This window comes from uncultured Aquimonas sp. (genome assembly GCF_937888285.1).
Lineage (GTDB): Bacteria > Pseudomonadota > Gammaproteobacteria > Xanthomonadales > Xanthomonadaceae > Aquimonas.
The window spans coordinates 36,510-63,265 of the sequence record NZ_CALART010000056.1 but is presented as its reverse complement, the minus strand read 5'-3'; the positions used below and the strand labels follow the sequence as shown (position 1 = coordinate 63,265).

Annotated in this window: 22 protein-coding genes; 5 read left to right on the top strand and 17 right to left on the bottom strand. The window is 70.4% G+C overall.

What is annotated here, in order from left to right; all coding sequences use genetic code 11:
• Nucleotides 1–4: 4 nt before the first annotated feature.
• Nucleotides 5–1,150 carry an efflux RND transporter periplasmic adaptor subunit gene (locus Q0654_RS11480; RefSeq protein WP_298853925.1) on the top strand — a complete coding sequence of 382 codons (1,146 nt, stop codon included), beginning with the start codon at nt 5–7 and terminating at the stop codon, nt 1,148–1,150.
• 18 nt (nt 1,151–1,168) lie between these two features.
• On the opposite strand, the gene Q0654_RS11475 is transcribed toward Q0654_RS11480, so the two are convergent.
• The gene (locus Q0654_RS11475) at nt 1,169–1,612 is read right to left on the bottom strand and encodes a MerR family DNA-binding protein (RefSeq protein WP_298853923.1); all 444 of its coding nucleotides are present in this window, start codon (nt 1,610–1,612) and stop codon (nt 1,169–1,171) included.
• 12 nt (nt 1,613–1,624) lie between these two features.
• On the bottom strand, nt 1,625–4,147 hold the full coding sequence (locus Q0654_RS11470) for a heavy metal translocating P-type ATPase (RefSeq protein ID WP_298853920.1): 2,523 nt from the start codon (nt 4,145–4,147) through the stop codon (nt 1,625–1,627).
• Nucleotides 4,148–4,275: 128 nt separating this feature from the next.
• On the opposite strand from Q0654_RS11470, the gene Q0654_RS11465 reads away from it, so the two are divergent.
• A complete protein-coding gene (locus Q0654_RS11465) occupies nt 4,276–5,307 on the top strand; it encodes a DUF475 domain-containing protein (protein WP_298853918.1) in 1,032 nt (343 codons plus the stop codon).
• 60 nt (nt 5,308–5,367) lie between these two features.
• On the opposite strand, the gene mgtE is transcribed toward Q0654_RS11465, so the two are convergent.
• The 7 genes from mgtE to Q0654_RS11430 all read right to left on the bottom strand — a co-directional run bounded on the left by mgtE (nt 5,368) and on the right by Q0654_RS11430 (nt 15,779).
• Nucleotides 5,368–6,729 carry a magnesium transporter gene (mgtE, locus tag Q0654_RS11460; RefSeq protein ID WP_298853916.1) on the bottom strand — a complete coding sequence of 454 codons (1,362 nt, stop codon included), beginning with the start codon at nt 6,727–6,729 and terminating at the stop codon, nt 5,368–5,370.
• Between the two features lie 347 nt (nt 6,730–7,076).
• On the bottom strand, nt 7,077–7,562 hold the full coding sequence (locus tag Q0654_RS11455) for an asparaginase domain-containing protein (RefSeq protein ID WP_298853915.1): 486 nt from the start codon (nt 7,560–7,562) through the stop codon (nt 7,077–7,079).
• A 47-nt stretch (nt 7,563–7,609) separates the two neighbouring features.
• Nucleotides 7,610–8,056: a DUF2069 domain-containing protein gene (locus Q0654_RS11450; RefSeq protein ID WP_298853912.1), complete on the bottom strand. Its 447-nt coding sequence runs from the start codon at nt 8,054–8,056 to the stop codon at nt 7,610–7,612.
• The gene (wrbA, locus tag Q0654_RS11445) at nt 8,053–8,652 is read right to left on the bottom strand and encodes an NAD(P)H:quinone oxidoreductase (protein WP_298853911.1); all 600 of its coding nucleotides are present in this window, start codon (nt 8,650–8,652) and stop codon (nt 8,053–8,055) included. The genes Q0654_RS11450 and wrbA overlap by 4 nt, the downstream gene beginning before the upstream one ends.
• Before the next feature lie 452 nt (nt 8,653–9,104).
• Nucleotides 9,105–9,527, bottom strand: a complete 423-nt coding sequence (locus Q0654_RS11440) for a hypothetical protein (protein ID WP_298853909.1) — start codon at nt 9,525–9,527, stop codon at nt 9,105–9,107.
• On the bottom strand, nt 9,527–13,120 hold the full coding sequence (locus Q0654_RS11435; protein WP_298853907.1) for a M36 family metallopeptidase: 3,594 nt from the start codon (nt 13,118–13,120) through the stop codon (nt 9,527–9,529). Before Q0654_RS11435 ends, Q0654_RS11440 begins: the two co-directional genes overlap by 1 nt.
• A 133-nt stretch (nt 13,121–13,253) precedes the next feature.
• The gene (locus tag Q0654_RS11430) at nt 13,254–15,779 is read right to left on the bottom strand and encodes a TonB-dependent receptor (protein WP_298853905.1); all 2,526 of its coding nucleotides are present in this window, start codon (nt 15,777–15,779) and stop codon (nt 13,254–13,256) included.
• 91 nt (nt 15,780–15,870) lie between these two features.
• Here Q0654_RS11430 and Q0654_RS11425 point away from each other — a divergent pair, with 91 nt between their 5' ends.
• Nucleotides 15,871–16,215 (top strand): hypothetical protein, encoded by a 345-nt coding sequence (locus Q0654_RS11425; protein WP_298853903.1) that lies wholly within the window; start codon nt 15,871–15,873, stop codon nt 16,213–16,215.
• 333 nt (nt 16,216–16,548) lie between these two features.
• Here Q0654_RS11425 and Q0654_RS11420 read toward each other — a convergent pair whose 3' ends face one another.
• From Q0654_RS11420 to Q0654_RS11410, 3 genes are all read right to left on the bottom strand, one after another.
• Nucleotides 16,549–17,937 (bottom strand): FAD/NAD(P)-binding protein, encoded by a 1,389-nt coding sequence (locus Q0654_RS11420; RefSeq protein WP_298853901.1) that lies wholly within the window; start codon nt 17,935–17,937, stop codon nt 16,549–16,551.
• Nucleotides 17,938–17,956: 19 nt separating this feature from the next.
• The gene (locus tag Q0654_RS11415) at nt 17,957–18,589 is read right to left on the bottom strand and encodes a cysteine dioxygenase family protein (protein ID WP_298853899.1); all 633 of its coding nucleotides are present in this window, start codon (nt 18,587–18,589) and stop codon (nt 17,957–17,959) included.
• A gap of 171 nt (nt 18,590–18,760) precedes the next feature.
• A complete protein-coding gene (locus tag Q0654_RS11410; protein WP_298853897.1) occupies nt 18,761–19,201 on the bottom strand; it encodes an Rrf2 family transcriptional regulator in 441 nt (146 codons plus the stop codon).
• 77 nt (nt 19,202–19,278) lie between these two features.
• On the opposite strand from Q0654_RS11410, the gene Q0654_RS11405 reads away from it, so the two are divergent.
• Nucleotides 19,279–21,042: an SLC13 family permease gene (locus Q0654_RS11405; protein ID WP_298853895.1), complete on the top strand. Its 1,764-nt coding sequence runs from the start codon at nt 19,279–19,281 to the stop codon at nt 21,040–21,042.
• Nucleotides 21,043–21,187: 145 nt separating this feature from the next.
• Here Q0654_RS11405 and Q0654_RS11400 read toward each other — a convergent pair whose 3' ends face one another.
• From Q0654_RS11400 to Q0654_RS11385, 4 genes are read right to left on the bottom strand one after another with little or no spacing between them, the layout of a single operon-like run.
• A complete protein-coding gene (locus tag Q0654_RS11400; protein WP_298853893.1) occupies nt 21,188–22,246 on the bottom strand; it encodes a sulfate/molybdate ABC transporter ATP-binding protein in 1,059 nt (352 codons plus the stop codon).
• A gap of 22 nt (nt 22,247–22,268) precedes the next feature.
• On the bottom strand, nt 22,269–23,153 hold the full coding sequence (cysW, locus tag Q0654_RS11395; RefSeq protein ID WP_298854077.1) for a sulfate ABC transporter permease subunit CysW: 885 nt from the start codon (nt 23,151–23,153) through the stop codon (nt 22,269–22,271).
• A 10-nt stretch (nt 23,154–23,163) separates the two neighbouring features.
• Complete coding sequence (gene cysT, locus Q0654_RS11390; protein WP_298853891.1) at nt 23,164–24,012, bottom strand: sulfate ABC transporter permease subunit CysT; 849 nt, start codon at nt 24,010–24,012, stop codon at nt 23,164–23,166.
• Complete coding sequence (locus Q0654_RS11385) at nt 24,002–24,991, bottom strand: sulfate ABC transporter substrate-binding protein (RefSeq protein WP_298853889.1); 990 nt, start codon at nt 24,989–24,991, stop codon at nt 24,002–24,004. Before Q0654_RS11385 ends, cysT begins: the two co-directional genes overlap by 11 nt.
• 350 nt (nt 24,992–25,341) lie before the next feature.
• Between Q0654_RS11385 and Q0654_RS11380 the strand changes: the two genes are divergently transcribed.
• A complete protein-coding gene (locus tag Q0654_RS11380) occupies nt 25,342–25,866 on the top strand; it encodes a hypothetical protein (protein ID WP_298853886.1) in 525 nt (174 codons plus the stop codon).
• 52 nt (nt 25,867–25,918) lie between these two features.
• Here the strand turns inward: Q0654_RS11380 and Q0654_RS11375 are convergent, their stop codons facing one another.
• A complete protein-coding gene (locus Q0654_RS11375) occupies nt 25,919–26,725 on the bottom strand; it encodes a BPSS1780 family membrane protein (protein WP_298853884.1) in 807 nt (268 codons plus the stop codon).
• Nucleotides 26,726–26,756: the final 31 nt, after the last annotated feature.

The following is a 26,756-nucleotide window of genomic DNA, read 5'->3' as shown; positions in this document are numbered from 1 at the left end:
CTGCATGAGCACGAGTGCATCCCGCCGCCGCACCCGCCTCGCCTGGGGCGCGCTGCTGCTCGTCCTGCTGCTGTCGGCGCTGGCTGCGCTGTGGCCGCGCGCACGCGAATTCGAACTGGTCGAGGTCGGCGCGGACACCCTGCGCATCGAGCGCAGCGACCGTGGCGTCACACGGATGCGCGAGCTGCATCCGCTGGCGGCACCCACCGCCGGCGTGCTGGAGCGCATCAGCCTGGAGCCCGGCGACGCGGTGGAAGCAGGCCAGGTGCTGGCGCGGCTGCGGCCGCTGCAGTCGATGCCGCTGGATGCACGCAGTGCAGCGACGGCGCGGGCCGAGCTGGCCGCCGCCGAGGCCGGACTGCGCCAGGCCCAGGCGCACGCGGCGTCCGCACGCGACGCGCGGCAGCGGCTGGAGGCCTCGGGCCAGCGCGGACTGGTCAGCGAGCGTGAGCTCACCGCCGCGCGTGCGCTGGATCGCGAAGCAGCCGCGGCCGTGGGTGCGGCACGCGCCGCCGTCGAGCAGGCACGCAGTCGGCTCGCGCTCACGCTGCCTGACGCCGAAGGCCGCATCGAGCTGCATGCACCCGTGGCGGGCGTGCTGCTGAAACGTCACCTGCAGGGCGAACAGCCGGTCGCCGCCGGCCAGCTGCTGCTGGAGATCGGTGAGCCGTCCTCGATCGAGGTGGTCGGCGATTTCCTCTCGCAGGACGCCGTGCTGTTCGCGCCGGGTGCGCCCGCGCGCATCGAGGGCTGGGGCGGCGCTTCGCTGCCGGCGCGGGTCGAACGCGTCGAGCCGCTGGGCGAGCTCAAGGTTTCGGCGCTGGGGGTCGAGGAGCAGCGGGTGCGGGTGATCCTGCAGCTCAACAGCGTGCCGCCGGGCCTGGGCCACGGCTACCAGGTCGAGGCCTTCGTGCAGGTGCGCGAAGCACGCGATGTGCGGGTGCTGCCGATCGAAGCCCTGCGCCGCGAACAGGCCGGCTGGCGGGTCTGGCGCGTCGAGGACGGCCGCCTGCGCGCGTGTGCCGTCGAGGTCGGCGACAGCGACGGTCGCCTGCGCGAGATCGTCTCCGGGCTTGAGCGCGGCGACCGCGTGCTGCGCTACCCACCGCCGGGCGATCTGGAGGGGCAGCGCGTGCGCATCCAGCCTTGATGTTGCGAGCGAGATCAATCAGCCCTGCCCGAGCTCTTCGAGGATCGGACACTCCGGGCGCTGGTCGCCGTGGCAGTGCCGGGCGAGCTGCTGCAGCGTCTGCTGCATCGCCTGCAGGCTGTGGATCTGCGCCTGCAGCGCGTCGATATGCGCCTGCACCTCGCGCCTCACCTCTGCGCTGCTGCGGCCGGGGTCGTCCCACAGGCCGAGCAGGGTGCGGATGCGCGCCATGTCGAAGCCGAGGCTGCGCGCGCGCTGGATGAAGCGCAGGCGGTGCAGGTCGGCTTCGGAGTACAGCCGATAGTTGGCGAGGCTGCGCTGCGCCGAGGGCATCAGGCCGAGGGCCCCGTAGTGGCGGATGCGCTTGGCGCTGACGCCGCTGGCGGCGGCGGCTTCGCCGATCTCCCGCAGGCCCTCGGCTCTGCCTTTGGCGAGCTCGGGGCGCGACTGCCTGGCGGACATGTGCACTCTCCTTCAGCGGCGCGCGCGCGGCGACCAGCGCCGCAGCAGCAGGGTGTTGCCGACCACGCTGAGGCTGGACAGGGCCATCGCGGCGCCCGCCACCACCGGGTTCAGCAGCCCGGCCGCTGCCAGCGGAATGCCGACCACGTTGTAGACGAAGGCCCAGAACAGGTTCTGGTGGATCTTGCGCGTGGTGCGGCGGGAGATGTCGATGGCATCGGCCACCAGCCGCGGGTCGCTGCGCATCAGGGTGATGCCGGCGGCGTGCATGGCCACGTCGGTGCCGCCGCCCATGGCGAAGCCGACGTCGGCGGCGGCCAGCGCCGGTGCGTCGTTGATGCCGTCGCCGACCATGCCGACGCGGCCTTCCGCGGCCAGTGCGCGCACGCGCTCGGCCTTGTCGGCGGGAAGCACCTCGGCCACTACCTCGGCCTCGGCGATGCCGAGCGCACGCGCCACCGCCAGCGCGGCGCCGCGGTTGTCGCCCGACAGCATCAGCGTGCGCAGTCCCATCGCCTGAAGGGCGCGGATCGCCTCGGCGGCTTCCGCCCGCGGTGGATCGCCGAAGGCCAGCAGACCGCGCAGCTGCCAGCCCTGCGCATGCTCCTGGGCCAGCCAGGACACCGAGTGCCCCTGCGCGGCCTCGGATTCGCCGGCCGCAGCCAGCGCATCGAGCGTGACGCCCAGCTCCTGCATCAGGCGCGTGCTGCCGAGCGCAAAGCGCTGGTTCCCGATGCGGCCTTCGATGCCGCGCCCCTGCAGCGCGCGGATCGTTTCGGCTGCCGGCGGCAGCTCGCCGCGCTGCGCCTGTGCCGTGAGCACGGCGCGCGCCAGCGGGTGCTCGCTACCCTGCTGCAGGCCGGCCGCCTGCTGCAGCAGCGCGCGCTCGTCGCCCTCGGCGGCATGCACGGCCGCCAGCTCGGGCCGGCCAGCGGTGAGCGTGCCGGTCTTGTCGAAGGCGATGGTGCGCAGGCTGCGGGTGGTTTCCAGGGCTTCGGCGTCCTTGATCAGGATGCCGGCGCGCGCGGCCACGCCGGTGCCGGCCATGATCGCGGTCGGCGTGGCCAGGCCCAGCGCGCAGGGACAGGCGATCACCAGCACGGCGACGGCGTTGAGCGTGGCCCGGGTCCAGTCGCCGCTGGCGAAGCCCCAGCCGAGCAGGGTAGCGAGCGCGACCAGCACCACCACCGGCACGAACACTGCGCTGACCTTGTCGACGATGCGCTGGATCGGCGCCTTCTTCGCCTGCGCGTCCTCGACCAGGCGGATGATCCGCGCCAGCGCGGTTTCCGCGCCCACTGCCGTGGTGCGCACCAGCAGGCGGCCCTCGGCGTTGACCGCGCCGCCGGTGACGCGATCACCGGGCTGCTTGGCGACGGGCAGCGATTCGCCGCTGAGCAGGGACTCATCGGCATGGCTGCGGCCCTCGATCACCTCGCCATCGACGGCGATGCGCTCGCCGGGCCGCACCACCACCACGTCGCCGACACCGACCTCACCGATCGGCCGCTCGCGCTCGCTGCCGTCGGCGTCGCGCACGCGTGCGGTGGAGGGGCGCAGGGCCTGCAGCGCGCGGATGGCTTCCGTGGCCTGACGCTTGGCCCGCGCCTCCAGCCACTTGCCCATCAGGATCAAGGTGATGATCACCGCCGAGGCTTCGAAATACAGCGGTGGCTCACCGTGGTGCGGGCGGGTGAACAGCAGGTGGTAGACGCTGAGGCCGTAGCCGGCCGAGGTGCCCAGCGCGACCAGCAGGTCCATGTTGCCGGTGCCGGCGCGCAGCGCGCCCCAGCCCGCGCGATAGAAGCGCGCGCCCAGCCAGAACTGCACCGGCGTCGCCAGCGCGAGCTGCCACCCGCCCGGCAGCGACCAGTGCTGGCCGAAGGGCATGCCCAGCATCGGCAGCACCAGCGGCAGCGAGAGCAGGGCCGCCAGGACCAGATGCCGACGTTCGCGCTCGGCGGCCTGCGTCCGCGAGGGCGAAGCGCCTGGCGTGCCGCGAAGCGCGGCGTTCGAAGCCTCGGTCGCGCGCTGCGCGGGCTCGCCTCGATCCGCCGCCACGGCAGTTGAACCCGCGGCTTCGGCGGCAAGCGGCTCGACCGGCAGCTCGGCCCGGTAGCCCGCCTGCCTCACCGCCGCCAGCAGGGATTCGACGGGCGTACCGGCCAGCACCCGCAGGTGCGCGGTCTCGGTGGCGAGATTGACGCTGGCTTCGAGCACGCCGGGCGTGCGCGACAGCGCCTTCTCGATGCGGCCGATGCAGGAGGCGCAGCTCATCCCCAGCACGCTCAATGCGAGCTCATCGACGGCGGTGGCGTAGCCCGCGCGCCGCAGCGCGTCGACCAGCGCCGGCGCCCCGACGCTGCCGTCGGTTTGGACGCTGGCGCTCTCGGTGGCCAGGTTGACGGTGGCGTCGAGCACGCCCGGCACCGCGGCGAGGGCCTTCTCGACCCTGCCCACGCAGGAGGCGCAGCGCATGCCCTCGATCGACAGTCGCAGCCTGGGGGCGGGCGTGGGGTGGGACGTGCTGTCCATTCGGAGAGTCCTGGAGGGCCTGGGCCGCAGGCTGCAGCTTGCCACCGTGGCAAGGTCAAGCGAGCGGCAGCCGGGTGCATCGGCGGGCGGGTAGAATCCGCCACCCTTTGCCGACGCCGGCCGCACGCGTGAGAGATTTCCGCTACTCCTTCCTGGTCACAGCGATCTGCCTGGGGCTGGCCGCCTGGTGGGGCGCGCATACCGCTGACGGCCTGTGGGCCGCCCTGCTGATCACGGTCATCCTCGGCATCCTCGAAGTCAGCCTGTCCTTCGACAACGCGGTGGTGAACGCGCGCGTGCTGCGCGACATGGACGAGTGGTGGCGGCAGATGTTCCTCACCGTCGGCATCCTGATCGCGGTGTTCGGCATGCGGCTCGTGTTCCCGATCGTGATCGTCGCCGTCGCCACCGGCCTGGGCTCGCTCGAAGTGATCGACATGGCGCTGCAGTCGCCCAAGGAGTACTCGCGGCACCTGATGGAAAGCCATGTGCCGATCGCGGCCTTTGGCGGCATGTTCCTGCTGCTGGTGTTCCTGAACTTCCTGATCGACGCCGACAAGCACACCCACTGGTTCGGCCCACTGGAGCGTCGGCTGTCGGCGGTGGGGCGCGCCGACTCGGTCAATGTCGGCCTCGCCATCCTCGCCCTGCTGACCCTGCAGGGCTTCCTGCCGGCGGAGTCGCGCATGGATGCGCTGGTCGCCGGTGCCTGGGGCATCCTGCTCTACGTCGGCGTAGGCAGCCTCGATGTGTTCTTCGAGAATCCCGAGGAGGGCGAAGCGGCCGTGCAGACCGTGCGCCGTTCGGGGGCTGCCGGCTTCATCTACCTCGAAGTGCTCGACGCCTCGTTCTCGTTCGACGGCGTGATCGGCGCGTTCGCGATCACCCAGGACGTGGTGATCATCATGCTGGGGCTCGCGATCGGCGCGATGTTCGTGCGTTCGATGACCGTGCACCTGGTCAACCGCGGCACGCTCGACAAGTTCATCTATCTCGAACACGGCGCGCACTACGCGATCGGCATCCTCGCGGTGCTGATGCTGGTCAGCACCTTCCACCACATCCCCGAGGTGTTCACCGGCCTGGCCGGCGTGGTGCTGATCGCGCTGTCGATCTGGTCCTCGATCCTGCATCGACGGCGCGAGGCGGCGTCGGCCTGAGGCGACCGTCTTCAGGCTGTGCCCTCGGCGGCGCGCGCAGCGCCGCGGCAGCCCCCGCTGCTACAGCAGGATCAGGGTGCCGAGGCCGAGGAAGGCGAAGAAGCCGAACACGTCGGTGACCGTGGTCAGGAAGATGCTGCTGGCCAGCGCGGGATCGAAGCCGAGACGCTTCAGGGTCAGCGGCACGGCGACACCGGCGAGGCTGGCTGCAGTCAGGTTGATGACCAGCGCGGCGAAGATCACGCCTGACAGTGCAGCGTCGCCGAACCACAGCCAGACTGCGCCGCCCAGGACGAGTCCCAGCGCCAGGCCGTTGAGCAGGGCGACGCGGACTTCCTTCCAGACCAGGGTGCGCACGTTGCTGGCGCCGACCTGGCCGAGTGCAAGGCCGCGGATCATCAGCGCCAGCACCTGGGTGCCGGCATTGCCGCCCATGCCGGCGACGATCGGCATCAGCACGGCCAGCGCCACGACCTTCTCGATGGTCTCCTCGAAGCGGCCGACCACGCTGGCCGCCAGGAAGGCCGTGAGCAGGTTGATGCCCAGCCAGATCATGCGCCGCGGGGCCGCGCGCAGGACCGGGCTGAACATGTCCTCGTCCTCGTCGAGGCCGGCCGCCGACAGGGCCTGGTGCTCGGCCTGCTCGCGGATGATGTCGACCACGTCGTCGATGGTGATGCGGCCGACCAGGATGTTGTTCTCATCGACCACCGGGGCCGAGATCCAGTCGTGGTCCTCGAACTGGCGGGCGACCTCGGCGGTCAGCGTGTCCACCGGAATCGCCGGATGGTCGTCCTCGTCCATCAGCTGGTTGATCGGCCGCGAGGGTTCCGACAGCAGCAGCGCGGTGAGCGGAATGCGGCCCAGGTACTGGTGGCGGCGGCTGACCACGTAGAGGTGGTCGGTGTTGTCGGGCATCTCGCCGCGCAGGCGCAGGTAGCGCAGCACCACGTCGATGCTGACGTCGGCGCGCACGGTGATGACGTCCGGGTTCATCAGGCGGCCGGCGCTGTCCTCGGGATACGAGAGCACCTGCTCAAGGCGCTCGCGGTTCTCCCGGTCCATCGACTTCAGGACCTCGTCGATGACCTGGTCCGGCAGGTCCTCCATCAGATCGGCGAGGTCGTCGATGTCCAGCGACTCGGCGGCCGCGACGATCTCGTCGGGGTCCATGGCCGCAAGCAGGCTCTCGCGCACCTCGTCGCCGACGTGGACCAGCACCTCGCCGTCGTCCTCGGCGTCGACCAGCCCCCAGACGATGATGCGCTTGTCCGGCGGCAGCGACTCCAGCAGGTTGCCGATCTCGGCCGGGGTCAGGGTGTTGACCATCCGCCGCACGGGACCGAGGCGGCCGGAATCCAGCGCCTCCGAGAGCAGCCTCAGCTGGCGTGCGGCTTTGTCCTGGCGGCTGTTCTCTGCCATGGCGGGCCTTCAGCGGGAGGAAGCGGGCGCGCTGCGAAACGCGGCGATGTTCAGACGGCCAGTGTCGATTCGCTTGCGGGCCGAGGACGAACGGTGTGAGGAGCGAGGCCGAGGCATGAGGCCGGAAACTGCGAGAGCCGGAAGGACAGCCCCGAGCGACGCCGCAGTGCGCGTCGTCGCCCCCGCGGAGGCGGGGGCCCAGACATCCTCGCCGCGCACGCCGAGGCACTGGATCCCCGCATGCGCGGGGATGACGAACCCAGAACGCCGCAAATCATGCCAGCCACCGTACGCGAGCATGGAAGGAGCTTCGGTTCCGCTCGATCCTCTGCGTTGGAGCCTCACCCTCAAGCCGCTTCGAACCGATTGGCTGCCACATTCTTGCGCACCTTCGCCGGGTCCCAGATGCGCCCGTTCATGGCGATGTAGACGCCCGGCGGCAGGCACTGCACGGCGCCGACCGCGGTGCCGATGTTGAACTCGGCGTCCGAACCGCGGAAGCGCGCCGGGTTCAGCGCGCCGGTCATGACGATGGTCTTGTCCGGGATGTCGGCCAGCACGCGGCCGGTCTCGACCATGCTGTCGGTGCCGTGGGTGACCAGCACGTGCTTCGCCGGCTGCGCGAGGATGGTCTGCTTGACCAGGGCGCGGTCCTCGTTGGTGAGGTGCAGGCTGTCCTTGCGCAGGATCGGGATCACCGAGAAGCGGAAGGTCACGCCCAGCTCTTCGAGGATGCGGCCGATCTGCGGGTCGCCGATCTGGTAGTCCGACTTGTCGTCGAAGTAGATCTTGTCGATCGTGCCGCCGGTGGTGACGATGCAGAGCTGGTCCATGGCGAGGCCGTATGACGCGGGGAGGCCGCGAATTATACGGGCTGGCCTCAGGCTCCTGCCTCTTCGCTCGCGGCGTTCACCAGCTTGCGCCAGTAGATGCGCCGCGACAGGCCGTGCCAGGCCGCGGCACAGCAGACGCCCGCGGCGAGTGCCGCTTCGATCAGCCCCGGCCACAGCGCGGCGGGCACGGTCCAGGCCTCCATCACCCCGTGGGTGAAGTGGAACATGGCGATGAAGCCGGCCCAGAACAGGGCCTTCTTCATCTGCGCCAGCGCGCACAGCGCCGGAATCAGCAGCGGCAGGCCGAGGAAGGCCAGCGGCAGCCAGGGGCTGACCCGCGCCGGCGGCAGCAGCACCAGATACCAGGCCAGCTGCAGGGCGATCAGCGCCCACAGCAGCACCACGCCGATGCGCCAGGCGCTGCGGCCGATGTGGTCGGGCACCGGGCTCGCGTTCTCATCGAACAGGTTGGGGTTGGCGGATTCCAAGGTCATGCGCCGGCTCCGAGCTTGTGCGCGATCAGGGCCACGCGCCGCCCGAGTGCGCGCGCCAGCTGGCGCTCGTCCTCGCTGGGCTGGGTGTGTCCTTCGTGGCCGGTCCAGTGGCTGGCGCCGTAGGGCGTGCCGCCTGTTGTCGTGGTGCTGAGCGCGGCTTCGGTGAAGGGGATGCCGGTGATCAGCATGCCGTGGTGCAGCAGCGGGACCAGCATGCTCAGCAGGGTCGATTCCTGGCCGCCGTGCATCGAGGCGGTCGAGGTGAACACCGCGGCCGGCTTGCCGACGAGCGTGCCCGAGGCCCATTCCGCGCCCAGCGAATCGAGGAAGTGCTTGAGCGGTGCCGCCATGTTGCCGAAGCGGGTGGGGCTGCCGAGGATCAGGCCTGCGCAGTCGGCGAGATCGCTGCGCTCGACGTAGGGCGCGCCGTCTTCGGGTTCGGGCGGGGCGGCCGTCTGCGTGACCGGTGCGACTGGCGGCACCGTGCGCAGGCGCGCGGCCATGCCCGGTACTTCATCGACGCCGCGGGCGATCTGCCGCGCCAGCTGGGCCACGCTGCCGCTGCGGCTGTAGTAGAGGATCAGGATGTCGGGCATGGGCTTTTGTTATCGGTGTGATGCATCAGGGCCGGGTGATGCCGCGAAGATGCAGCTGCGAATCTTCCGTCATCCGACATCAATGCGGAGCGAGCATGTGGCCTCGAAGCGCGGCTTGGGGGCGGTGGAGCGCGGCCGAAGCTGCCGGTGGGCCTTGAGCGCACGGCGGGCGCAGCCCCCCATCCGTGTGGGCCGGCGTTGGAGGACATCGCGACTCGATGTGCAACCAGCGAAGTGAGGCAGGCGCTGGGCTCATGGTGGGCCAGGGCCCACCCTATGGTCTGCGGAAGATCGGATGGGCATTGCCGGCCCAGAATGTGGGCAAACCGGGATGTTCGATGCCCTCCCACATCACCGCGATTCATAGGGTGGGCCCCGGCCCACCATAGGCGTGGATGCCACGCACGCATGGACCAGGCGAGGTTGCAGACCACGGTGGGCCAGGGCCCGCCCTATGACTCGTCGCGCTGCGCCGGCAGCAGTGCCGCCGCGGCGACCGCGCTGGCGCTGATCGCCATCAGCACGCTGCCCAGGAACGGGCCGACGAAGTAGAACAGCAGCAGCGTGTCCAACCCCAGCCACACCACCAGGGCGATGCGCGGGCCGCGGCCGAACAGGCGCGGCGCCAGCGCGCAGGCCGCGCACAGCAGCGAGGCGATCAGCAGGTGCACGGCGTACAGGATCCAGGCCCCGCGCAGCACGTCGAAGCTGGGCAGGGGCTGCTCCGCGCCGACCGCGCTCAAGTCGATCAGGCCCTGGTCCAGTCGCGGATAGGCGAGCAGATGGAAGCCGGCCTGGGCCGCCAGCAGCACGCAGGCCACGGCCAGCAGCCAGAGTTCAGGGCGCAATCGACGCGTCGGCGTGTTCGCGTTCATCAGGGGCGCTCCTCGAAGCCATCGCTGAAACGGCCGCTCAGGGTACACGCGGTGGCCTGCGGCACGCGCTGCGGAAACGGCGTGTTGTCGATGCCGATCGCCCGCACCTCGTCGATTTCCCAGCCCGGCGCGGATACCGCCGCATCGGTGGCGACCAGGAAGCGCAGGCGCACCTGCTGGCCTTCAAGGCTGCGCCCGAAGTCGATGCGATGCGGGGTGAAGGTATTCGGCCAGCCAGGACTGTTGCCGACGAAGGCCGCGCGCCCGGCCAGCGGGTTGTCGCAGCAGTCGGACAGTTCGCCGCCGTAGGCCGGACTGAGCGCGCCACGCGTCGACACGTCCTGCCAGGTCTGGCCCTCGTCGAGGCTCAGTTCGATGACGCCGCCGTCGTAGGCGGTGCTGTTGTCAGCCTCGAAGCTGTAGCGCGCGCTGAACTCGATGCTGAAGTCGGTGCTGGTGCTGACCACCAGCGTCGGCGATTCCACCCAGGCCTGGCCCTCGGTGCCGAAGTCCGGCCCGTGCAGCACCCATTCGAGGGCGTCGAGCGCGCGCCGCCGCCAGCCGACGAGCTGCGGGTCCAGGCCTTCGTCCTGTGCCGGCGTCCACACCAGGCGCGGGCTGTCGAAGCCGTCGCTGCGGCTGACGAAATCGCGCAGGTCGAAGTCCACCGCGAAGGCCTCACTGCGCGCTTCGCCGGTGGCGAATCCGATCGCCGGATCATCGGGCACCGCCTCGACGGTGATCGCCTGCAGGCCGCTGCCGCGATCAAGCGCGACCGCGAACTCGACCTGCACCTGCTGCTGCGGCCGGGTGGGCGGCAGCGGCCGCTGGGTGCCCTCGGTGAACACCAGCCGGCTCGCGCCTGCGCTGACCACGACGTCGCTCGCGGCCAGCGACTGCGTGCCCGAATTGCGCAGGGTGAGGCGCAGGCTGCCGGTTTCGCCGGGGTCCAGCACGCCGTCGCCATCGCAGCTGTCGGCCTCCAGCAGTTCGATGGCGTCGACCTTGAGATCGCCGCCGTCGATCCGGCTGGGCTGCACCCCCTGCAGGGTCAGGCTCAGGCGGCTCGGCGCCCTTGCGCGCAGGCCGGCGCCGCGGGCCGCAAAGGTCGCGCCGCAGATGCGCAGGTCGTCGAGATCGGAGGCCGCCATCACCATCAGCAGTGCGTCGCGCGCCTCGGTGTAGGTGGGCGCGTTCGGCGTGAGCTTGTAGGCGGCAACGAGATATTCGCTCATGCGTCGCTGCGCTTCGAAGAAGTCGTAGCGAGGATTGGGCGGCAGCGTTTCGCGCAGCAGCCCGGCATAGCAGTCCCAGAGCATGCTGGCCCAGACCTCGCCAGCGTTGTGCACCGAGGAGTTGTCGCTGGAGAGCTCGGCCGGCGTGCGTGGCGCGCTGCCCGGCAGCTGGGCGTTGCTGGCGATGTGCTGGAACTCGAGTGGGTTGATCGCGCGGCGGGTCGAATAGGGAAATCGGCGGATGCCGAAGTAGCTGGCATCGGGGCTGAAGCTCGGCATGCGTCCGGCGCTGACGAAGTTCATCACCCCATAGCTGCCGGCGAAGTCGGTGCCTGCTGCGGTCAGCGCATCCTCGGCGCGCACCAGCAGCAGCAGGGCGTGGAAGTCGGCCCAGCCTTCGCCCATCGCGCGCGACTGGTGGTTGGACAGGCCCGCGCCATCGCCGATCAGGCGGCTGCTGATGAAGTGGCCCCACTCGTGGGCGACGATGGCTGCGTCCATGGCCGCATCGCGATCCGGCAGGCGCTCGGCGCGAAGGGTGACATTCACAGGCGCCTGTGCCAGCTGTCCGATCAGCGCAAGTCCATCCGCCCGGCTCAGGCCCTGCGCCGGAATGTTCACGCCCTGCGCATCGCCCGCCATGCTCGGCCAGCCCGCGGGTTCGCTGTCGTAGATCAGCGCGGCCGCAGCACCCGCCGCCTGCGCATTGAGCGCTTTCTGTGCAAAGGTGCAGCTGCCGCGTTCCATCAGCACGGCTTGGCCGGCATGGCTGCCCTGCAGCGGCTCGCAGCCGTCCCGCGGCTCGCCGCTGCCGTCGTCAGCCAGCGCCAGCGCCGCGGTGAGCTGATAGTCCTGCGGCCCGAACCGCGCGGTCTGCACGCGCAGCGGCGTCTGCGCGGCCACCTGCAGCGCGGCGACTTGCGGTCCGCGGAAGCGGAACAGCTGCAGCCTTGGGGACGCGCCATCGGCCGGCGTGACCATGTTGGCGTTGTCCACGCCCGAGAAGTCCAGGGTTTCCACCCGCATCTCGTCGAACTCCAGGCCGCCGCGCTCGAAGTTCGACATCTGCGCATTGCCGGCGGCTTCGTCGAAGCCGGCGGGGTAGAACCAGTCGTGCAGGTAGTTGGTGAGGTAGAAGGCGTTGACGACGCCCGCCTCGATCTGCGGCTTGTCGAAGTCCGGCGGCAGCTGCAGCGAGTAGCCCGGCGCGAAGCTCAGCGGGCCGCTGAGCTGGGCGCGGATGTCGCCTTCGCTGAAGCCGTCCGGTGGATTGAGGTCGGCGTAGGCGTCGACGTTGTTGCCGCGGGTCTCGAAGTCGCGAACGCGCAGCCAGGGGTCGCTGAACTCGAAGCCCGGCCAGACGCTGGACAGCGGCGCCTGCGCCAGCTCGACGCGGACCGGCTCGATCAGTGCCGGTGAGAAACCATCGGGCAGGGCGGTGGGGTGCGGCGTGTCGGCGCGGCCCTGCGGCCCCGGCTGCGGTCGCTTGTCGCCCGTGGTTTCGGCATAGGCCTGCCAGAGGAAGCTGGCGTGTGCCGACAGCGACTGGCGCAGATGCAGGGCGCCGTCGGCGGCATCGACAATCGCAGCGTGATGTTCGCTGCGCAGCGGTCCCTGCGCGGGCAGCACGGCGGTCTCGACGTACCAGGCCGGGCGCAGCTGTCCGCGGTGACGGAACCAGACCGGCTTGGTGCGTGCCGGCTCGGTGAGCTCAGCGCCGCTCGGTCCGCGCCGCAGCATCAGCGCCAGCTCCAGGCGCTGGAAGGCGCCGCGGCCGCGGCTTGGCTCGGCCACTGGCTGCCACGCCCCGGACAGCTGGGCCGGATCGAAGCCCCATGGCCCAAGTGCGCGTGCAGCGGCCTCGCTGGCCTGCAGCGTCCAGTTCGCGGGTGCGCGCGATCGATCACCCGAACCGCCGCGGCCGCCGCCGGTGCTGGCGCGCACGCGGCCCTCGGCATCGATCAGCAGGCTGACGCGCTCGCCGAAGATCTCGATGCCCTCAAGATAGGGTGCGAAGCGCAGCAGCCAGGCGCCGCTGCGCAGGCGCTGGGCGTCGATGCGCCGCAGCTGGTCGGCGCCCGGAACCGCGGTGATCGCCGCGGAGGATCCCAGGAAGCCCAGCGCGATCGAGGTCGCAGCCTCGGCGCTGGTAGGCGCAGCGCTGCGCTGATCGACGCGCCAGGGCAGGGCCTGCAGGCGCAGGTCGGCATCCGCCTGCACGGCGATGTCAGGCTTGACTGCAGCGGCGGTGGCAGATGCGGCCGTTGCTCCCGCTGCGCCTGCAGCTGCCAGCGCTAGCCAGAGGCCATGGGCGAGTCGACGGGCGGCGACGCGAGGGCTCGAAAGCGATGCGGGCATCTGCAGGATCCGAGGGCCACGGGGAGCGAAGCGGAACGATGCCATGTTCCATCGCCCTGCGTGCTGGCCGTGTCAGCGTCGGCCCGCGACCCTGCGATCCACTGACTTGGAGGCCGGCCTTGCCCCGCCCGCACTACAGCGCGAAGCGCAGACTCAACCCGAACGCACGCGGGTCGCCGAGCTGGGCGCCGTAATGGCCGGCGCCCTGGCCTGCCGGTGCGGCCTGCAGCAGCTCGACATAGTCGCGATCCAGGGCGTTGCGTGCCCACAGGTAGGCCGACCAGCCGCTGTCCGCGGCGAAGCCGACCCGCAGGTTCAGCAGGCTGTAGCCCGGCACATTGAGGAATTCCGACGGCGTCGCGCTGGAGGAAAAGCCGCTGCGCGCGAACAGATCCGCGCCGGTGAACCAGGCGCCGGCCTCACCGAGGAATCGACCGCGGCCGCGGTACTCGCCGCCGAGGGAGCCCGACCACTTCGAGATGCCCGGCAGCCGCAGCCCCGACACGTCCACCTGCGGCAGTCCCGAGGGCGCCGTGTAGCCGGTCAGTTCGAGCGGCAGCGGCGCGTTCGGGAAGGACACATAGCGGCCGTCGGTGTAGGCGAGCGCGGTGTACAGCGACAGGGCTTCGCCGATCTCCCAGCTGCCGTCGAATTCGAGGCCGCGCACGCGCACCTTGTCGGCACTGGCGATCACCGGTCGCGGGTTGCCGACCACCAGCACCTGGGTCTGATAGTTCTCGACGTCGGTGTTGTAGGCGCTCAGATTGGCCTTGACCCCCGGCAGCGGGCTGCTCTTCAGGCCGATCTCGATGTGGCGCACGTCTTCGGGGGGAATCTCGATCGCCGGGCCGCCGCCCAGGTTGATGCCGATCGACTTGAACGCGGTCGCGAAGCTGGCGTAGTAGTTGAGGCTCTCGCTCGACCTGTAGGCCAGGGTCAGCTGGCCCGAGACGTTGGTGTCGTCGTCTTCGCGCTGTGCCGTCTGGTTGCTGTAGGCCGCGGCCGGCGGCGTCGGAGAGCCGGCGGGAAGCACGGGGATGTTGACGGCGCGCTGCTGAAAGTCGACTTCCTTTCTGTCGTAGTTGAGGCGCAGCCCGGGCAGCAGATGCAGGCGCTCGCTGATCGCCCAGTCGAGCTGGCTGAACACGGCCGCGCTGACGGTGTCGAGCTGCGAGGTGATCTCGCTGCGCTGTCCGGCGAAGTAGTTGCCGACCACCGATCCGCCGGGGCCCCAGAGCGCGATGTTGGGGCTGCCATTGGGGCCCGGCGAGGGGTTCCAGACGAAGCGGAAGTAGTCGGCGCCGACCTCTTCGGTGTGCACCGGGTCGGTGTTGAGCTTCTGGGCGAAGCCGTACACCCCGAAGACCGCGCTCAGCCCCGACGACAGATCGCCCGCCCAGCGGATCTCCTGCGTCCACTGCTCGTGCTTGGACGGCGCCTGCGACAGCGTGCCGATCTGCAGTGCGGTGTAGTCGCGATCGTTGGACGGGTCCCAGTTCCAGAAGCGCCAGGCGGTGGTCGAGGTCAGCGTGCCCGACCACAGCTGGCTGTCGATGTTGAGCGAGGCGCCACCGATCTCGTTGCCGGAACGCCAGGGCGTGCCGGTATCGATCACCCGGTCGAAAGGGCGGACCTCGCGCGTGGCCGGATCCACATTCGGGGGCACATAGCCCAGCTCGGAGAGGATGCCCCAGAAGTGTCGACGCGGATTGGCGTTGGGATTGGCCGGAATGCCGTACAGCCCGGAGGCGTAGCCCGGCGTGCCGCGCCAGGTGGGTGCCACGCCGGCCAGCACCTGCGCATAGCCTTCGGGGCGCTGCCGGGTGAAGTCGAAGGCCAGCAGGGCCTCGGTGTTGTCGGTGGGCTGGAACAGCAGCTGGCCGCGGCCGCCGAGGTTGTTCAGTTCATTCACATCCCGCTGGGTGGCGACGTTGCGGACCACGCCATCGCGCTGGGTGCCCGAGAACGACAGCCGCCCGGCAAGGTTCTCGCCCAGCGGCCCGGACAGCGAGGCCTTGCTCTGCAGGAAGCCCTCGTTGCCGATGCCGAGTTCGACGTCGATCTCGCGGGTGAAGCTCGGCTTGCGCGTGGTGACCAGGATCGCGCCGGCGGTGGTGTTCTTGCCGAACAGCGTGCCCTGGGGGCCGCGCAGGACCTCGATGCGCTCGACATCGATGAAGTCCAGCGTGGTCGAGGCCGGGCGCGCGTAGAGCACGCCATCGACATAAAACCCGACGCCGGATTCGATGCCGTCATTGGTCAGGCCGTAGGGCTGGCCCAGGCCGCGGATATTGACCGCGGTATTGCGCGGGTTGCTGGAGTAGAACTGCAGGGTCGGCACGATGTTCTGCAGGCGGCTGACGTTGTAGGCGCCGGTCCGGGTCAGGGTTTCGCCGCTCAGCACGCTGAGCGGAATCGGCACGTCCTGCGCGGCCTCCTCGCGACGGCGCGCACCGGTGACCGCGACCGCGTCCAGGGTCTTCGCTGTCGATGCGGCAGCAGCAGTACCGGTGGAGGCCTCAACGCCGGTGGAGGCCGAAGGGGTCAGCGCCGCCTCTGCGATCGGCGAGGCGGCAAACGCGGTGGCGGGCGCCATGCCGAGCAGGGCGCCGGCAAGCATCGCCTGGATCGAATGGGCGAGCGGGTGGATGCGGTTCATGGGATGTCCGTGGCGCAGGGAAGGGGCGTGTTCGCGCGAGCGTCTTCGTCTTCGCCATCGGATCGATGGCCTGCGTAGAAGCCCGCGAGCCATGAGCCTGTCGATGCGCCATCGCAGGCGCGAATGGCGTTTGGTCGCGCTACCGGACAGTCAGGAACAAGCCACGGCGCGGTGCGCGTCGCCCGTTCGTGGGGCGTTTGCTTGCGAGTCCTGCGCGGGCGTCAGAGGCGGTCGGACGCAAGGTTTGCACGTCGTGTTCGCGCGCGAGGTGCGCGGAGAGCGCTGGCGTGTGCAGCCCTTGCGACGCGTGGCGCGTTGCGCTGGCTTTGCTCGGCGACGCGCGCGGCTGATGCGCCCGGTGACTGGGGCTTCGGTCGAGGCATGGCGTCGTTCGAAGCTGCAGCTGCGCGACACGCGCACCTACAACCGCGAGTGACGCCGTGCGCCAGCAGAATCCGGCGCGTCGGCTCGCGTGGGGTGCGCCTGCGGCGCACCGCTTTGGCGGGTGATTCCGGGCACCTGCAGTTCACGGCCCGTGAGTGTTGTGTTGTGCGACGCGCCGATGCGACGAAGCAGAAGGTGCGCGACACGTGCACCCTACGATGGCGAGTGACGCCGTGCGTCTGCAGATCCCGGCGCGTCGGTTCGCGTAGGGCGCGCCTGCGGCGCACCGCTTTGGAGGATCGAGCCGTTCGCCTGCCGCGCACCGCTCCGCGGCGCGCTGGTGTGTGGGCCGCCTGCGAGTGCCGTCACCCGCGCCTCGCCGCGCTCAGATCGCGTGCAGCAGCGGCCGCTGTCGCGAGGATTCTTCCAGCGCCGCTGCCGCGAGCTCGGTGGCCAGCGCCTTGGCCGCGGCGCGCAGCTCGGGCACGGCGGTCATTTCCCAGTACTCGCCGCGCAGCAGCGGGCCGAGCGCGTACAGGCCCTCGGCGCGACGGTTCAGGCGGTTGAGCAGGCCGAAGCCGCCGTCGCACTTGAAGCCGAGGCCCAGTGGATCCGCGCTGAGCCAGCCATCATCGTGCAGCTGCCGAACCAGTGGCTCGGGCGTATTGGCGACATCGGTATCGAGCCCGGTCGCACGGATCAGCACGTCGCAGGCGTGGGCCGTCGAGGCCTCGGCGCCGCGCGTCCGCAGTCGCACGTGAACACGCCCGCTCTTCAGTTCGGCGCTCTCCAGTCGCGCTGCCTCCACCTGCAGCCAGCCGCTGCGCTGCCAGTCCTGCAGCTTGACGTGGCTCTGCAGGGGCAGGCGATGGCGATGCACTTCCCAGTAGCTGCGCAGGTGGCGCATGAAGCGCGCGCGTTCGCTCTGGCCCAGGCCGCGCCACAGGCGCGTCAGATGCGGGCGCAGCGCATCCAGCACCGGCCGCCAGTCGCTGGCCTGCGCGCAGGCGGTGCGCAGTGCGCGCACCAGGCCGCGCAGGTCCGGGCTGTGGATCTGCGCCAGCAGTGCTGCGTCCAGCGTCGCGGGTGCGGCCCGGCGCAGGGTCTGCGGCTGCGGCAGCAGTCCATGGCGACTGATGGCGCGGACGCGGCCGCGGTGGCCGCGCGCCTGCAGGGTCTGCAGCAGGTCGAAGCAGGTCAGCCCGGTGCCGACGATCAGCACCTCGGCGTCGGCCGCCACGCCGTCGAGGGCATTGGGCGCCCACGGATCTTCGACATAGGCGTGGCTGCGCCGCAGGGCCGCGGCCAGCCCGGGCAGCGGCTGCGGCGGCAGGCTGCCCAGCGCCAGCACGACGCGGTCGGCGTGCAGCCGGCGCTCGCCGTCCAGCGCGATGCGAAAGCCGGCGCCGGTGGGCGTCAGCGATTGCGCGGTGGCGCGCACGCACTCGATCGCGAAGGGCGCGCGCAACAGCGCCTCGTTCATGCGCTGGTAGAGGTAGTCGCCGTAGAGGCTGCGCGGCAGGAAGGCCTCGCGGTTGCTGCCGCCCAGTTCCAGCCAGTCGGCGAAGTCGCCCGGTGCATCGGGCTTCAGCCCCATGTCGGCGGCGCGCACGTTGAGCAGGTGCAGATCGCCCGAGGTCGCGTAGGCGCGGCCGCGCGCGAAATCCGGGCCGCTGCCGACCAGGCTGACGCGACCGAGCGGCGCGCGCTGTTCGATCAGCTGGTAGAGCAGGGCGATGCCGGAAAGGCCGGCGCCGACGATGGCGAGATGCATGGGATGTCCCTGCGGTGGCTCAGGCGTGAAGGGTTTCGTGGTGTTCCACAGCTGCATCGACGATGCGGAAGGCGCCGTCGCTGCACAGCTCGAAGTCGTGCTGCGGGGGTGACTCCAGCGGCAGCAGATGCAGGCTGACGCAGACCTCGTCGCCCTCGTTGCTGCAGCGGTGGATGTCCTCGTGGAAGCGTGGCGACACCTGTGCATCGCCGGCATGCAGGGCGTCGCGCGCCAGCAGGCAGAGCAGCACACGCTCGTCGGCCAGCGGCGTGGATTCGAAATGCTCGACCGTCAGCGCGCCGCGCCAGATCGCCTCGTGCGCCGGGCGACCGCCGTGGGTGTGCAGGCTGCTGCGCTGGCCCGGGGCCCAGACCATGGCCAGCAGGCGCCAGCCCTGGCGCATGTCCCGTTCGAGCTCCACGCGCCGGTAGCCATCGGGGTCGGAATGGCCGAGGGCCGCCGGCAGCGGGCTGTCGATGCAGAAGTCGATCAGCGCGCGGCTGAGCTGCTGATCGCGCATGGGGGACGCGGGCTCCAGCCAGGCTGCGCGGATGCGCGCGATCAGGCTGGCAAACGCAACTTCGTGGCTCAGATTGTTCGCGGTCGGCGCGAGCGTGGCGCTGCGGAATTCGGGCTGCAGTCTGCGGCTCATCGGCGTGCTCCTGTGGGGTGGCGCGTGCTGACGCTAGTCCCGGCCGGGTTAGCCCGGCGTTTGCCTGCGGTTAAAGTTCTATCATTTGAGTAGGATATTAGGCCAGTGCCTGAGGCGGTCGCAGCGAGCAAGTAACAAGTGTTTTCAAAACAGTGGGTTAGGCTGGAAATCTCAGACCAGCAGGGATTCCTGTCCCAGGCGCGCGCGGCTGGCGAGCTCGGCCAGGCTGCGCCGATCCAGCACTTCGCACATCGCCACCCGCACGTCCGCCATCAGATCGCGGATCGCGCAGTTGCCGGGGTCGGGGCAGTCCTCGCAGGGTGCGTAGGCGCTGACGCTGGCGCAGCGCAGCGGGGCGATCGGTCCATCGATGCAGCGGATCACGTCGCCGAGCAGGATCTCCTCCGCCGGTCGCGCAAGGCTGTGGCCGCCCAGCAGTCCGCGTTTGCTTTGTACATAACCCGCGTGCCGCAGTTCGACCAGGATCGCTTCGAGGAACTTCTCGGGCACCATGGCTTCGGCAGCCAGCACCCTCGCCGGCGTCAGGCCGCGCCCGGGTTCGGCCAGGGTGCAGAGGGCGCGCAGGGCGTACTTGGCCTTCATGGAGAGCATGGCGTGGTCCAGCGATCGACAGCCCGCGCAGGGTACTCCCGCCGGGTGAGGAAATTGAAGCGCGGGATCACCGTCTCGTGAGCGCGGCGCTTGTCCTGAGCCTGCTCGTCGCCGCGCTGGTGTTCGCGGCGATGGCCAGCGACCGTGTGGCGCCGCACCGTGCGGCGCTGGCCGGTGCGGCGGTGCTGCTGCTCGGTGGCGCACTCGATGGCCCGGGCCTGATGGGCGTGATCGGCAGCCCCGGCCTGATCATCATCACCGGCATGATGCTGGTGGCCGCGGCGCTGGAGCACACCGGCCTGATCGACCGCTTCGTGCGCCGCCTGAAGGCCCAGGTCGGCCGCCATCCGCGGCGCGCCTGGGTGCATCTGTACGCGGGCGTGCTGCTGGGTTCCGCGGTGCTGGCGAACACGCCGATGGTGGTGCTGGCCGCGCCTGCGGTGGTCGCGCTGGCGCGGCAGAGCGGGATTTCCGTCAAGCCCGTGCTGCTGCCGATCGTCTTCCTGGCCAGCCTCGGCGGCTGTCTCAGCCTGGTCGGTTCCTCGGTCAACCTGATCGCTAGCGAGAGTCTTCTGCAGGCCGGTCTCGGCGGCTTCGGACTGTTCGAGTTCAGTCTGCTCGGCCTGCTGTGCGCCGCCGGCGGCGTGGGCATTCTCGCGCTGTTCGGGCCGCGCCTGATGCCAGTCGGCGACGCGCCCAGCGCCCAGCTCTACGAGCCGGAACGCCTGATGCTGGGCGAGCACGCGATCACGGCCGGTGATCCGCTGGTCGGCACTGCCGCGCTGGAGTTCCTGCAGAGGCATGCCGGCGTGAGCATCCTCGACTGCCGGCGCGACGCCGATACGCAGTCCGCGACCGAGGAGTCTGGCCGCACCAGCCTGATCGCCGATCTGCGCCTGCGTGCGGGCGACCGCCTGCTGCTGGAGGCACCGGCGCGCTGGTGGATTGCGCAGGCCGATCTGCGCCAGGCCGATCGGGCCGTGGCTCCGATCGATGTCGAAGTCTGGGTGCCGCCGCAGTCGCGCTGGCTGGGGCTGCCGCTGGCGGGGCTGCGGCTGGATCGCATCCATGGGATCGAAGTGCTGGGGCTCGCGGCAGCGCAGGGGCGAGCGCACTGGGCCAAGCACCGGATACAGATTGGTGACCGCCTGCTGCTGCGTGGGTCGCGCCCCGAGCTGGAGCGCCTGCTCGCCAGCGAGGCCGCGCTGGGTCCGCTGCAGGTCGAGCGTGCCGGCCATGCCACGCACCGGCAGTGGGTGGCCTGGCTGGCGCTGGCCGCGGCCGCGCTGCCGGCGATCGGCTGGCTGAGCCTGCCGCAGGCGGCGGTGCTGGCCGCGCTGATCGTCATGCTGGGCGGCGCGATCTCGCGCACCCAGCCGCTCAATCGACCGTCCCTTCGAACGCTCGGACTGGTGTTCGGCATGCTGGCGATCGGCGAGGCCCTGGTCGGCAGCGGCGCGGTCGGGCTGTTGGCCGATGCGCTGGAGGGCAGTGCCGGGCGGGTCGAGCCCTGGCTGCTGCTGGGCCTGACCCTGCTCATCGCGACGCTCGCGACCGAGGTGCTGACCAATGGTGCGGCCGTGGCCCTGCTGGCGCCAGTGGTGATTCCGCTGTGCCTGCATCTGGGGCTGGACCCACGGCCCTTCGTCGTCGCAGTGCTGTTCGGCGCCAGCGCCTCGTTCGCCTCGCCGCTGGCCTACCAGACCAACACCTATGTGCACCAGATCGGCGGCTATCGATTTGCCGATTTCCTGCGCGTGGGCGTGCCGCTCAAGCTGATCGTCTGCCTGCTGTGCTGGTACGCGATCCCAAGGATGTGGCCACTGCAGGCGGCGGCCTGAGCTTTAGTCAGCCGAGTCGATCGGCTGCGTAGGGTGCGCCTGTGGCGCACCAAGGCCGGCGACGACGGCGGCGGGTCCACGCGAGCGCGCAGGAATCACCCACACGAATCCGCGAGGAACCCATAAAGTGTTGCGGAAAGCGCGATCAGGCAAACACCTGCCAGCGCGTGCAGCGCAGATGCAGGGCGGCACCCGGCGGCGGCAGCTGGCCGGCCGGCAGGTCCAGCTCCAGCGCCTGGCCGCTGCGCGCGAGCTTCAGTCGCAGGCGGCTGCGCGGCCCGCTGCTGTGCTGTTCGACCAGCTCCACCGGCACCGCATCGCTTGCGGCTTCGGTATGCAGCTCAAGATGCTCGGGCCGCAGATGCAGCCGCACCTCGCCATTGGCCTGCGTCTGCGCGGCGCCGATGTCGATGCCATCCAGCAGCAGCCGCCCGGCGCGGGCCTCGGCCTGCAGGCGCGCGCCTTCGCCAAGGAACTCGAAGACAAACGGCGACGCCGGCTCACGGTAGGCGTGCTCGGGCGTGTCGATCTGTTCGATCCGGCCCCCCTGCATCAGCACCACGCGATCGGCGAGCTCAAGCGCCTCGTCCTGGTCGTGGGTGACGAACACGGTGGTGACGCCGGTCTCGCGGTGCAGCTCGCGCAGCCAGCGCCGCAGATCCTTGCGCACGCGGGCGTCCAGCGCGCCGAAGGGCTCGTCGAGCAGCAGCACGCGCGGCTCGATGGCCAGCGCGCGCGCCAGCGCCACCCGCTGTCGCTGGCCGCCGGAAAGTTGGCTGGGGTAACGATCGCCGAGGCCCGGCAGCTGGACCAGCTCCAGCAGGTGCTCGACGCGCGCGCGGATGGCCGCCGCTGCCGGCCGCTCGCTGCGCGGCCGCACGCTCAGGCCGAAGGCGATGTTGTCGGCGACGCGCATGTGCTTGAACAGGGCGTAGTGCTGGAACACGAAGCCGACGCGGCGCGCCTGCACGCTCAGGTGCGAGGCATCGCGCTCGCCGAACTTCAGCCGCCCGCGGTCGGCCTGCTCCAGCCCGGCGATGATCCGCAGCAGGCTGGTCTTGCCGGAGCCGGACGGCCCGAGCAGGGCGATGAGTTCGCCAGGTTCCACCTTCAGATGGACGTCGCTGAGCGCCTGGAAATCGCCGAAGCGCTTGCTGATGCCTTCGAGGCTCAGGGCTTCGCCGCGCGCGGAGTGGGTGGTCATGGCAGGGGGAATCCGGAAAGGGTCAGTGCCGGCGGTTGGCGGCCAGCTCGTCGCCGTGCCGCCATTCGAGGAAGGTCTTGACGGCGAGCGTCAGCAGGGCCAGCAGGGCCAGCACTGCCGCCAGCGCGAAGGCCGCGCTGAAGGCGTACTCGTTGTAGAGAATCTCGACCTGCAGGGGCAGGGTGTTAGTCTCGCCGCGGATGTGGCCCGAGACCACGCTGACCGCGCCGAACTCGCCCATCGCCCGTGCATTGCACAGCAGCACGCCGTAGAGCAGGGCCCAGCGGACGTTCGGCAGGGTGACTTTCCAGAAGGTCTGCCAGCCGCTGGCGCCCAGGCTGAGCGCGGCCTCCTCGGCGTCCTTGCCCTGTTCCTCCATCAGCGGGATGAGTTCCCGCGCAACGAAGGGAAAGGTCACGAAGACCGTGGCCAGCACCAGGCCGGGCAGGGAGAACAGCACCTTGATCCCGTACTCGGCCAGCCAGGGCCCCAGGCCCCAGCCCTGCGCGCCGAAGATCAGCACGAACACCAGGCCGGCGACCACCGGCGACACCGAGAAGGGCAGGTCGATCAGGCTCTGCAGCAGGCTGCGGCCGCGGAAGCGGTGCTTGGCGATCAGCCAGGCGGCGGCCAGGCCGAACACCGTGTTGAGCGGCACCGCGATCGCCGCCACGGTCAGCGTGAGGCGGATCGCATGCCAGGCGTCGGGGTCCTCGAAGCTGGCGAGAAACGTCGGCAGGCCGTGGCGCAGGGCTTCGGCGAAGACTGCGATGAGGGGCAGCAGGATCAGCCCGATGAGCAGCAACAGGGCGAGCGCGATGAGCAGGGCGCGGACCAGGCGCGCGCCGACCTCGGCGGGTCTCGGTGCGCGCACAGTCTCTCGCAGCAGGGCGGTGGGCGGATGCATCAGCGCGGTCTCAGCGTCCACGGCGGCTCACCCGAGTCTGCAGCAGATTGACGACCAGCAGGATGGCGAAGCTCAGCAGCAGCATCGCGCAGGCAAGGGCCGCAGCGCCTGCGTAGTCGAACTCCTCCAGCCGGATCACGATCAGCAAGGGCGCGATCTCCGAGACATGCGGCAGGTTGCCGGCGATGAAGATCACCGAGCCGTATTCGCCGACCCCGCGCGCGAAGGCCAGCGCGAAGCCGCCGATCGCCGCCGGCAGCACGCTCGGCAGGATCACCTTCACCGCGGTCTGCCAAGCATTGGCGCCCAGCGTGGCGGCGGCTTCCTCCAGCTCGCGTTCCGCCTCGGCCAGCACCGGCTGCACCGTGCGCACCACGAAGGGCAGGCCGACGAAAATGAGCGCCAGCAGGATGCCCAGCGGGCTGTAGGCCACCCGGATGCCCAGGGGCTCCAGCCACTGGCCGATCCAGCCGTTGGGCGCGTACAGCGCGGTCAGCGCGATGCCGGCGACTGCCGTTGGCAGGGCGAAGGGCAGGTCGACCAGCGCATCGAAAATGCGCCGACCGGGAAAGCGGTAGCGCTCCAGCACCCAGGCGATCAGCAGGCCTGCTACCGTGCTGATCGCCGCGGCCAGCAGGGCCGTGCCGAAGCTCAGCTTGAGCGCAGCCAGCGTGCGCGCATCCGACAGCTTGGCGATGAAGCCCTCCAGCCCGAGGCCGGCGGCTTTCAGGAACACCGCCGACAGCGGGATCAGCACGATCAGGCTGAGCCAGACCGTTGTGTAGCCCAGGCTCAGGCCAAAGCCGGGCAGGGCCCGGCGCGGCTTGAGGCGGGGCAGCGTCAGCGCCTCACTGGCCATACAGCTGGTCGAACACGCCGCCCTCGGCGAAGTGGATCGCCTGCGCCTGCTGCCAGCCGCCGAACTCGGCCTCGATCGTGACCAGTTCGGTCTGCACGAAGCGGGCGAGGTCTTCGGCGGCCGCGTGCTCGGGCAGACGCGGACGGTAGTAGTGCCTGGCCGCCAGCGCCTGCGCGGCCGGCGAGTACAGGTGCTGCAGATAGGCCTCGGCGAGGGCGCGGGTGCCGCGGCGGTCGACGTTGCGATCGACCACGGCGACCGGCGGTTCGGCGAGGATCGACAGGCTGGGCACCACGATCTCGAGTCCAGCATTCGGGAACTCGCGCAGGGCGAGGAAGGCCTCGTTCTCCCAGGTCAGCAGCACGTCGCCGATGCCGCGCTGGGCGAAGGTGGTGACCGCGCCGCGGGCGCCGGTGTCGAGCACCGGCACGTTCTTGAACAGTCGGGCGATGTAGTCGCGGGTCTGCGCTTCATCTCCGCCGTACCGGCGCTGCGCCCAGGCCCAGGCGGCCAGGTAGTTCCAGCGCGCGCCGCCCGAGGTCTTGGGGTTGGGGGTGATGACGCCGAGGCTGGCCTGCACCAGGTCGCCCCAGTCGCGGATGCCCTTGGGGTTGCCGCGGCGGACCAGGAACACGATCGTCGAGGTGTAGGGCGCGCTGTTGTGCGGCAGGCGCTGCTGCCAGTCGGGCGCCAGCAGCCGGCCGTGTTCGACCAGCGCATCGATGTCGTAGGCCAGGGCCAGGGTGACCACATCGGCCTCCAGCCCATCGATGACCGAGCGTGCCTGCTTGCCCGAGCCGCCGTGGCTGGTCTGGATGCGCGGCGCGCCGTGGCCCTGCGCCTGCCAGTACTGCCCGAATTCGGCGTTGTATTCGCGGTAGAACTCGCGTGTGGGGTCGTAGGAGACGTTGAGCAGAGTCTGCGCTTGGACGCAGCCGGCCACGAGCAGCAGGGCGATCGCGATCAGCAGGCGTGGCATCGGACTTCCCCCGTGGGTTCACCGGTGAGGACTCTGGCGCGACATGGCGGCGGCGCGGTCAGCCAAGCACGCGCGGTGGCCCGAAGGCTAAGGAAGATTCTTGGCATGGGGCCCTCCAACGCGTCGTGGTGCGCTAGCGTCCAGCCGCTGCAGGCTCTTGGGAAAGGTCTTTGGCGACCGCCTAAGGCACTGCGGGTCATAAGCCTACTTTCAGGGTAGGAAATTGGCGAGCGCCACGATGGCGGCATGCAGTCTGCATGGCGGTGCATCGGCCAAGGTAGGATTGACGACGTTCGCCGCATTCTCACACTCGAGATCGCAGCGGCAGCCGTAGCATTCAGGGGGAAATGATGGCGACAGCACCGCGCAAGACCGCCTTGGGCGCCGAGGAACTGGAACGCCGCAGCCTGGGACTGGGCGTCATCGAGCGGCGTCTGCCGATCCTCATCGATGGCAACCGCGGCGTCGCCGACCTGCAGGCCATGATGGGCAAGACCGAGATCGGTCCGCTGCTGGATCACCTGGTCGAGGTCGGCTGCGTGCTCTGGCCGGGCCGCGAGGGGGCCTCAGCCAAACCCGCAGCGCCGGCTCCCATGCCGCCTTCCGCAGCCGATCCCGCCGCCGCGCAGGCGCCGACCGATCTGCCCGAGCGCAGCTCCAAGGAGCGCGAGATGGCGCGCAACTTCATGATCAACACCCTGCTGACCTTCATCGGGCCCTATGCGAACCCGGAGCTGATGAAGCGCCTGCAGTCGGCGCCGGACAGCGCCACCCTGCGCCTGCTCTATCCGGAGTGGCGCAGCCTGATGGATGCGCCGCGCGCTGCGGGCAAGCGCATCAATGAGCTCGATGCCGAGCTCAAGAAGGTGCTGTAACGCGACACGCGGTGGGCTGCGCGCTCAAGGCGCAGCGAGATGGCCCGTCGGCTCACACCTCGATGACGGGAGGCGGCGATGGCGGCATGGCTGGATTGCTGGTCTCCGCTTCGCGGACACCGAACACGTCGCGCCAGGCGAAGTAGAGCACCGCTGCGATCAGCGGCGTGAACACCGAGCCGACCACCAGCACGCCCAGCACCGGCACCAGACTGCCCAACACGACGGCCGCGGTGAAGCGCGCGAAGAACAGCACGATCACGGTCAGCAGGAACGCGCCGAGGTTGGCCGCCGTCGCCTGCGCGCTTTCGCGCAGCGCGGTGAAGGGCTCGATACCGTCGAACATCACCCGCGGCACGGCGAAGAACAGCAGGGCCGCGGTGGCCAGCGCGAGCGGCACCAGCAGAACGAGCAGCGCCACCACCCCGCCGACGCCAAACAGCGTGGTCAGGTTGACCTCGCTGGGGTCGAGCGGCTTGCCGCCCGCTGCGAGCAGCGCTGCGCCGCCGAAGCTGAGTGCCACCATCACCATCACCACGATCATGGCGAACATCAGGCCCAGGTTGGGCAGGCACAGTGCGATCAGCGGCCCCACCTTGCCCGGCTGGCGAAATCCCTCCAGCAGTTGATTGAAGTCGGCCTGGCCGCCCGCGTCCTGGGTGCGTGCAGCCAACGCGATGCCGGCATACAGCACAGGTCCGATGATGAGCAGCGCCATCGCCCCAAGAAAGGGCACGAGGGCGATCACGGTCATCGCGAGACCCATCAGCAGGAACGGGGCGGGATTGGCCATCAGCAGCCGCATCGCGCCGCGGATCCATTCCACCGCCTGGGCGGGTTCGACGCGCTTGAAGTGCATTCCTTGACTCCGGAGGTGGAAGAGAGGCGAC

Bases quoted from the DNA above. Each gene is read 5' to 3' on its own strand.
- Q0654_RS11480 (WP_298853925.1), top strand. From the start codon at position 5: ATGAGCACGAGTGCATCCCGCCGCCGCACCCGCCTCGCCTGGGGCGCG.
- Q0654_RS11475 (WP_298853923.1), bottom strand. From the start codon at position 1,612: ATGTCCGCCAGGCAGTCGCGCCCCGAGCTCGCCAAAGGCAGAGCCGAG.
- Q0654_RS11470 (WP_298853920.1), bottom strand. From the start codon at position 4,147: ATGGACAGCACGTCCCACCCCACGCCCGCCCCCAGGCTGCGACTGTCG.
- mgtE (WP_298853916.1), bottom strand. From the start codon at position 6,729: ATGGCAGAGAACAGCCGCCAGGACAAAGCCGCACGCCAGCTGAGGCTG.
- Q0654_RS11455 (WP_298853915.1), bottom strand. From the start codon at position 7,562: ATGGACCAGCTCTGCATCGTCACCACCGGCGGCACGATCGACAAGATC.
- Q0654_RS11450 (WP_298853912.1), bottom strand. From the start codon at position 8,056: ATGACCTTGGAATCCGCCAACCCCAACCTGTTCGATGAGAACGCGAGC.
- wrbA (WP_298853911.1), bottom strand. From the start codon at position 8,652: ATGCCCGACATCCTGATCCTCTACTACAGCCGCAGCGGCAGCGTGGCC.
- Q0654_RS11440 (WP_298853909.1), bottom strand. From the start codon at position 9,527: ATGAACGCGAACACGCCGACGCGTCGATTGCGCCCTGAACTCTGGCTG.
- Q0654_RS11435 (WP_298853907.1), bottom strand. From the start codon at position 13,120: ATGCCCGCATCGCTTTCGAGCCCTCGCGTCGCCGCCCGTCGACTCGCC.
- Q0654_RS11430 (WP_298853905.1), bottom strand. From the start codon at position 15,779: ATGAACCGCATCCACCCGCTCGCCCATTCGATCCAGGCGATGCTTGCC.
- Q0654_RS11425 (WP_298853903.1), top strand. From the start codon at position 15,871: ATGAGCCTGTCGATGCGCCATCGCAGGCGCGAATGGCGTTTGGTCGCG.
- Q0654_RS11420 (WP_298853901.1), bottom strand. From the start codon at position 17,937: ATGCATCTCGCCATCGTCGGCGCCGGCCTTTCCGGCATCGCCCTGCTC.
- Q0654_RS11415 (WP_298853899.1), bottom strand. From the start codon at position 18,589: ATGAGCCGCAGACTGCAGCCCGAATTCCGCAGCGCCACGCTCGCGCCG.
- Q0654_RS11410 (WP_298853897.1), bottom strand. From the start codon at position 19,201: ATGCTCTCCATGAAGGCCAAGTACGCCCTGCGCGCCCTCTGCACCCTG.
- Q0654_RS11400 (WP_298853893.1), bottom strand. From the start codon at position 22,246: ATGACCACCCACTCCGCGCGCGGCGAAGCCCTGAGCCTCGAAGGCATC.
- cysW (WP_298854077.1), bottom strand. From the start codon at position 23,153: ATGCATCCGCCCACCGCCCTGCTGCGAGAGACTGTGCGCGCACCGAGA.
- cysT (WP_298853891.1), bottom strand. From the start codon at position 24,012: ATGGCCAGTGAGGCGCTGACGCTGCCCCGCCTCAAGCCGCGCCGGGCC.
- Q0654_RS11385 (WP_298853889.1), bottom strand. From the start codon at position 24,991: ATGCCACGCCTGCTGATCGCGATCGCCCTGCTGCTCGTGGCCGGCTGC.
- Q0654_RS11380 (WP_298853886.1), top strand. From the start codon at position 25,342: ATGGCGACAGCACCGCGCAAGACCGCCTTGGGCGCCGAGGAACTGGAA.
- Q0654_RS11375 (WP_298853884.1), bottom strand. From the start codon at position 26,725: ATGCACTTCAAGCGCGTCGAACCCGCCCAGGCGGTGGAATGGATCCGC.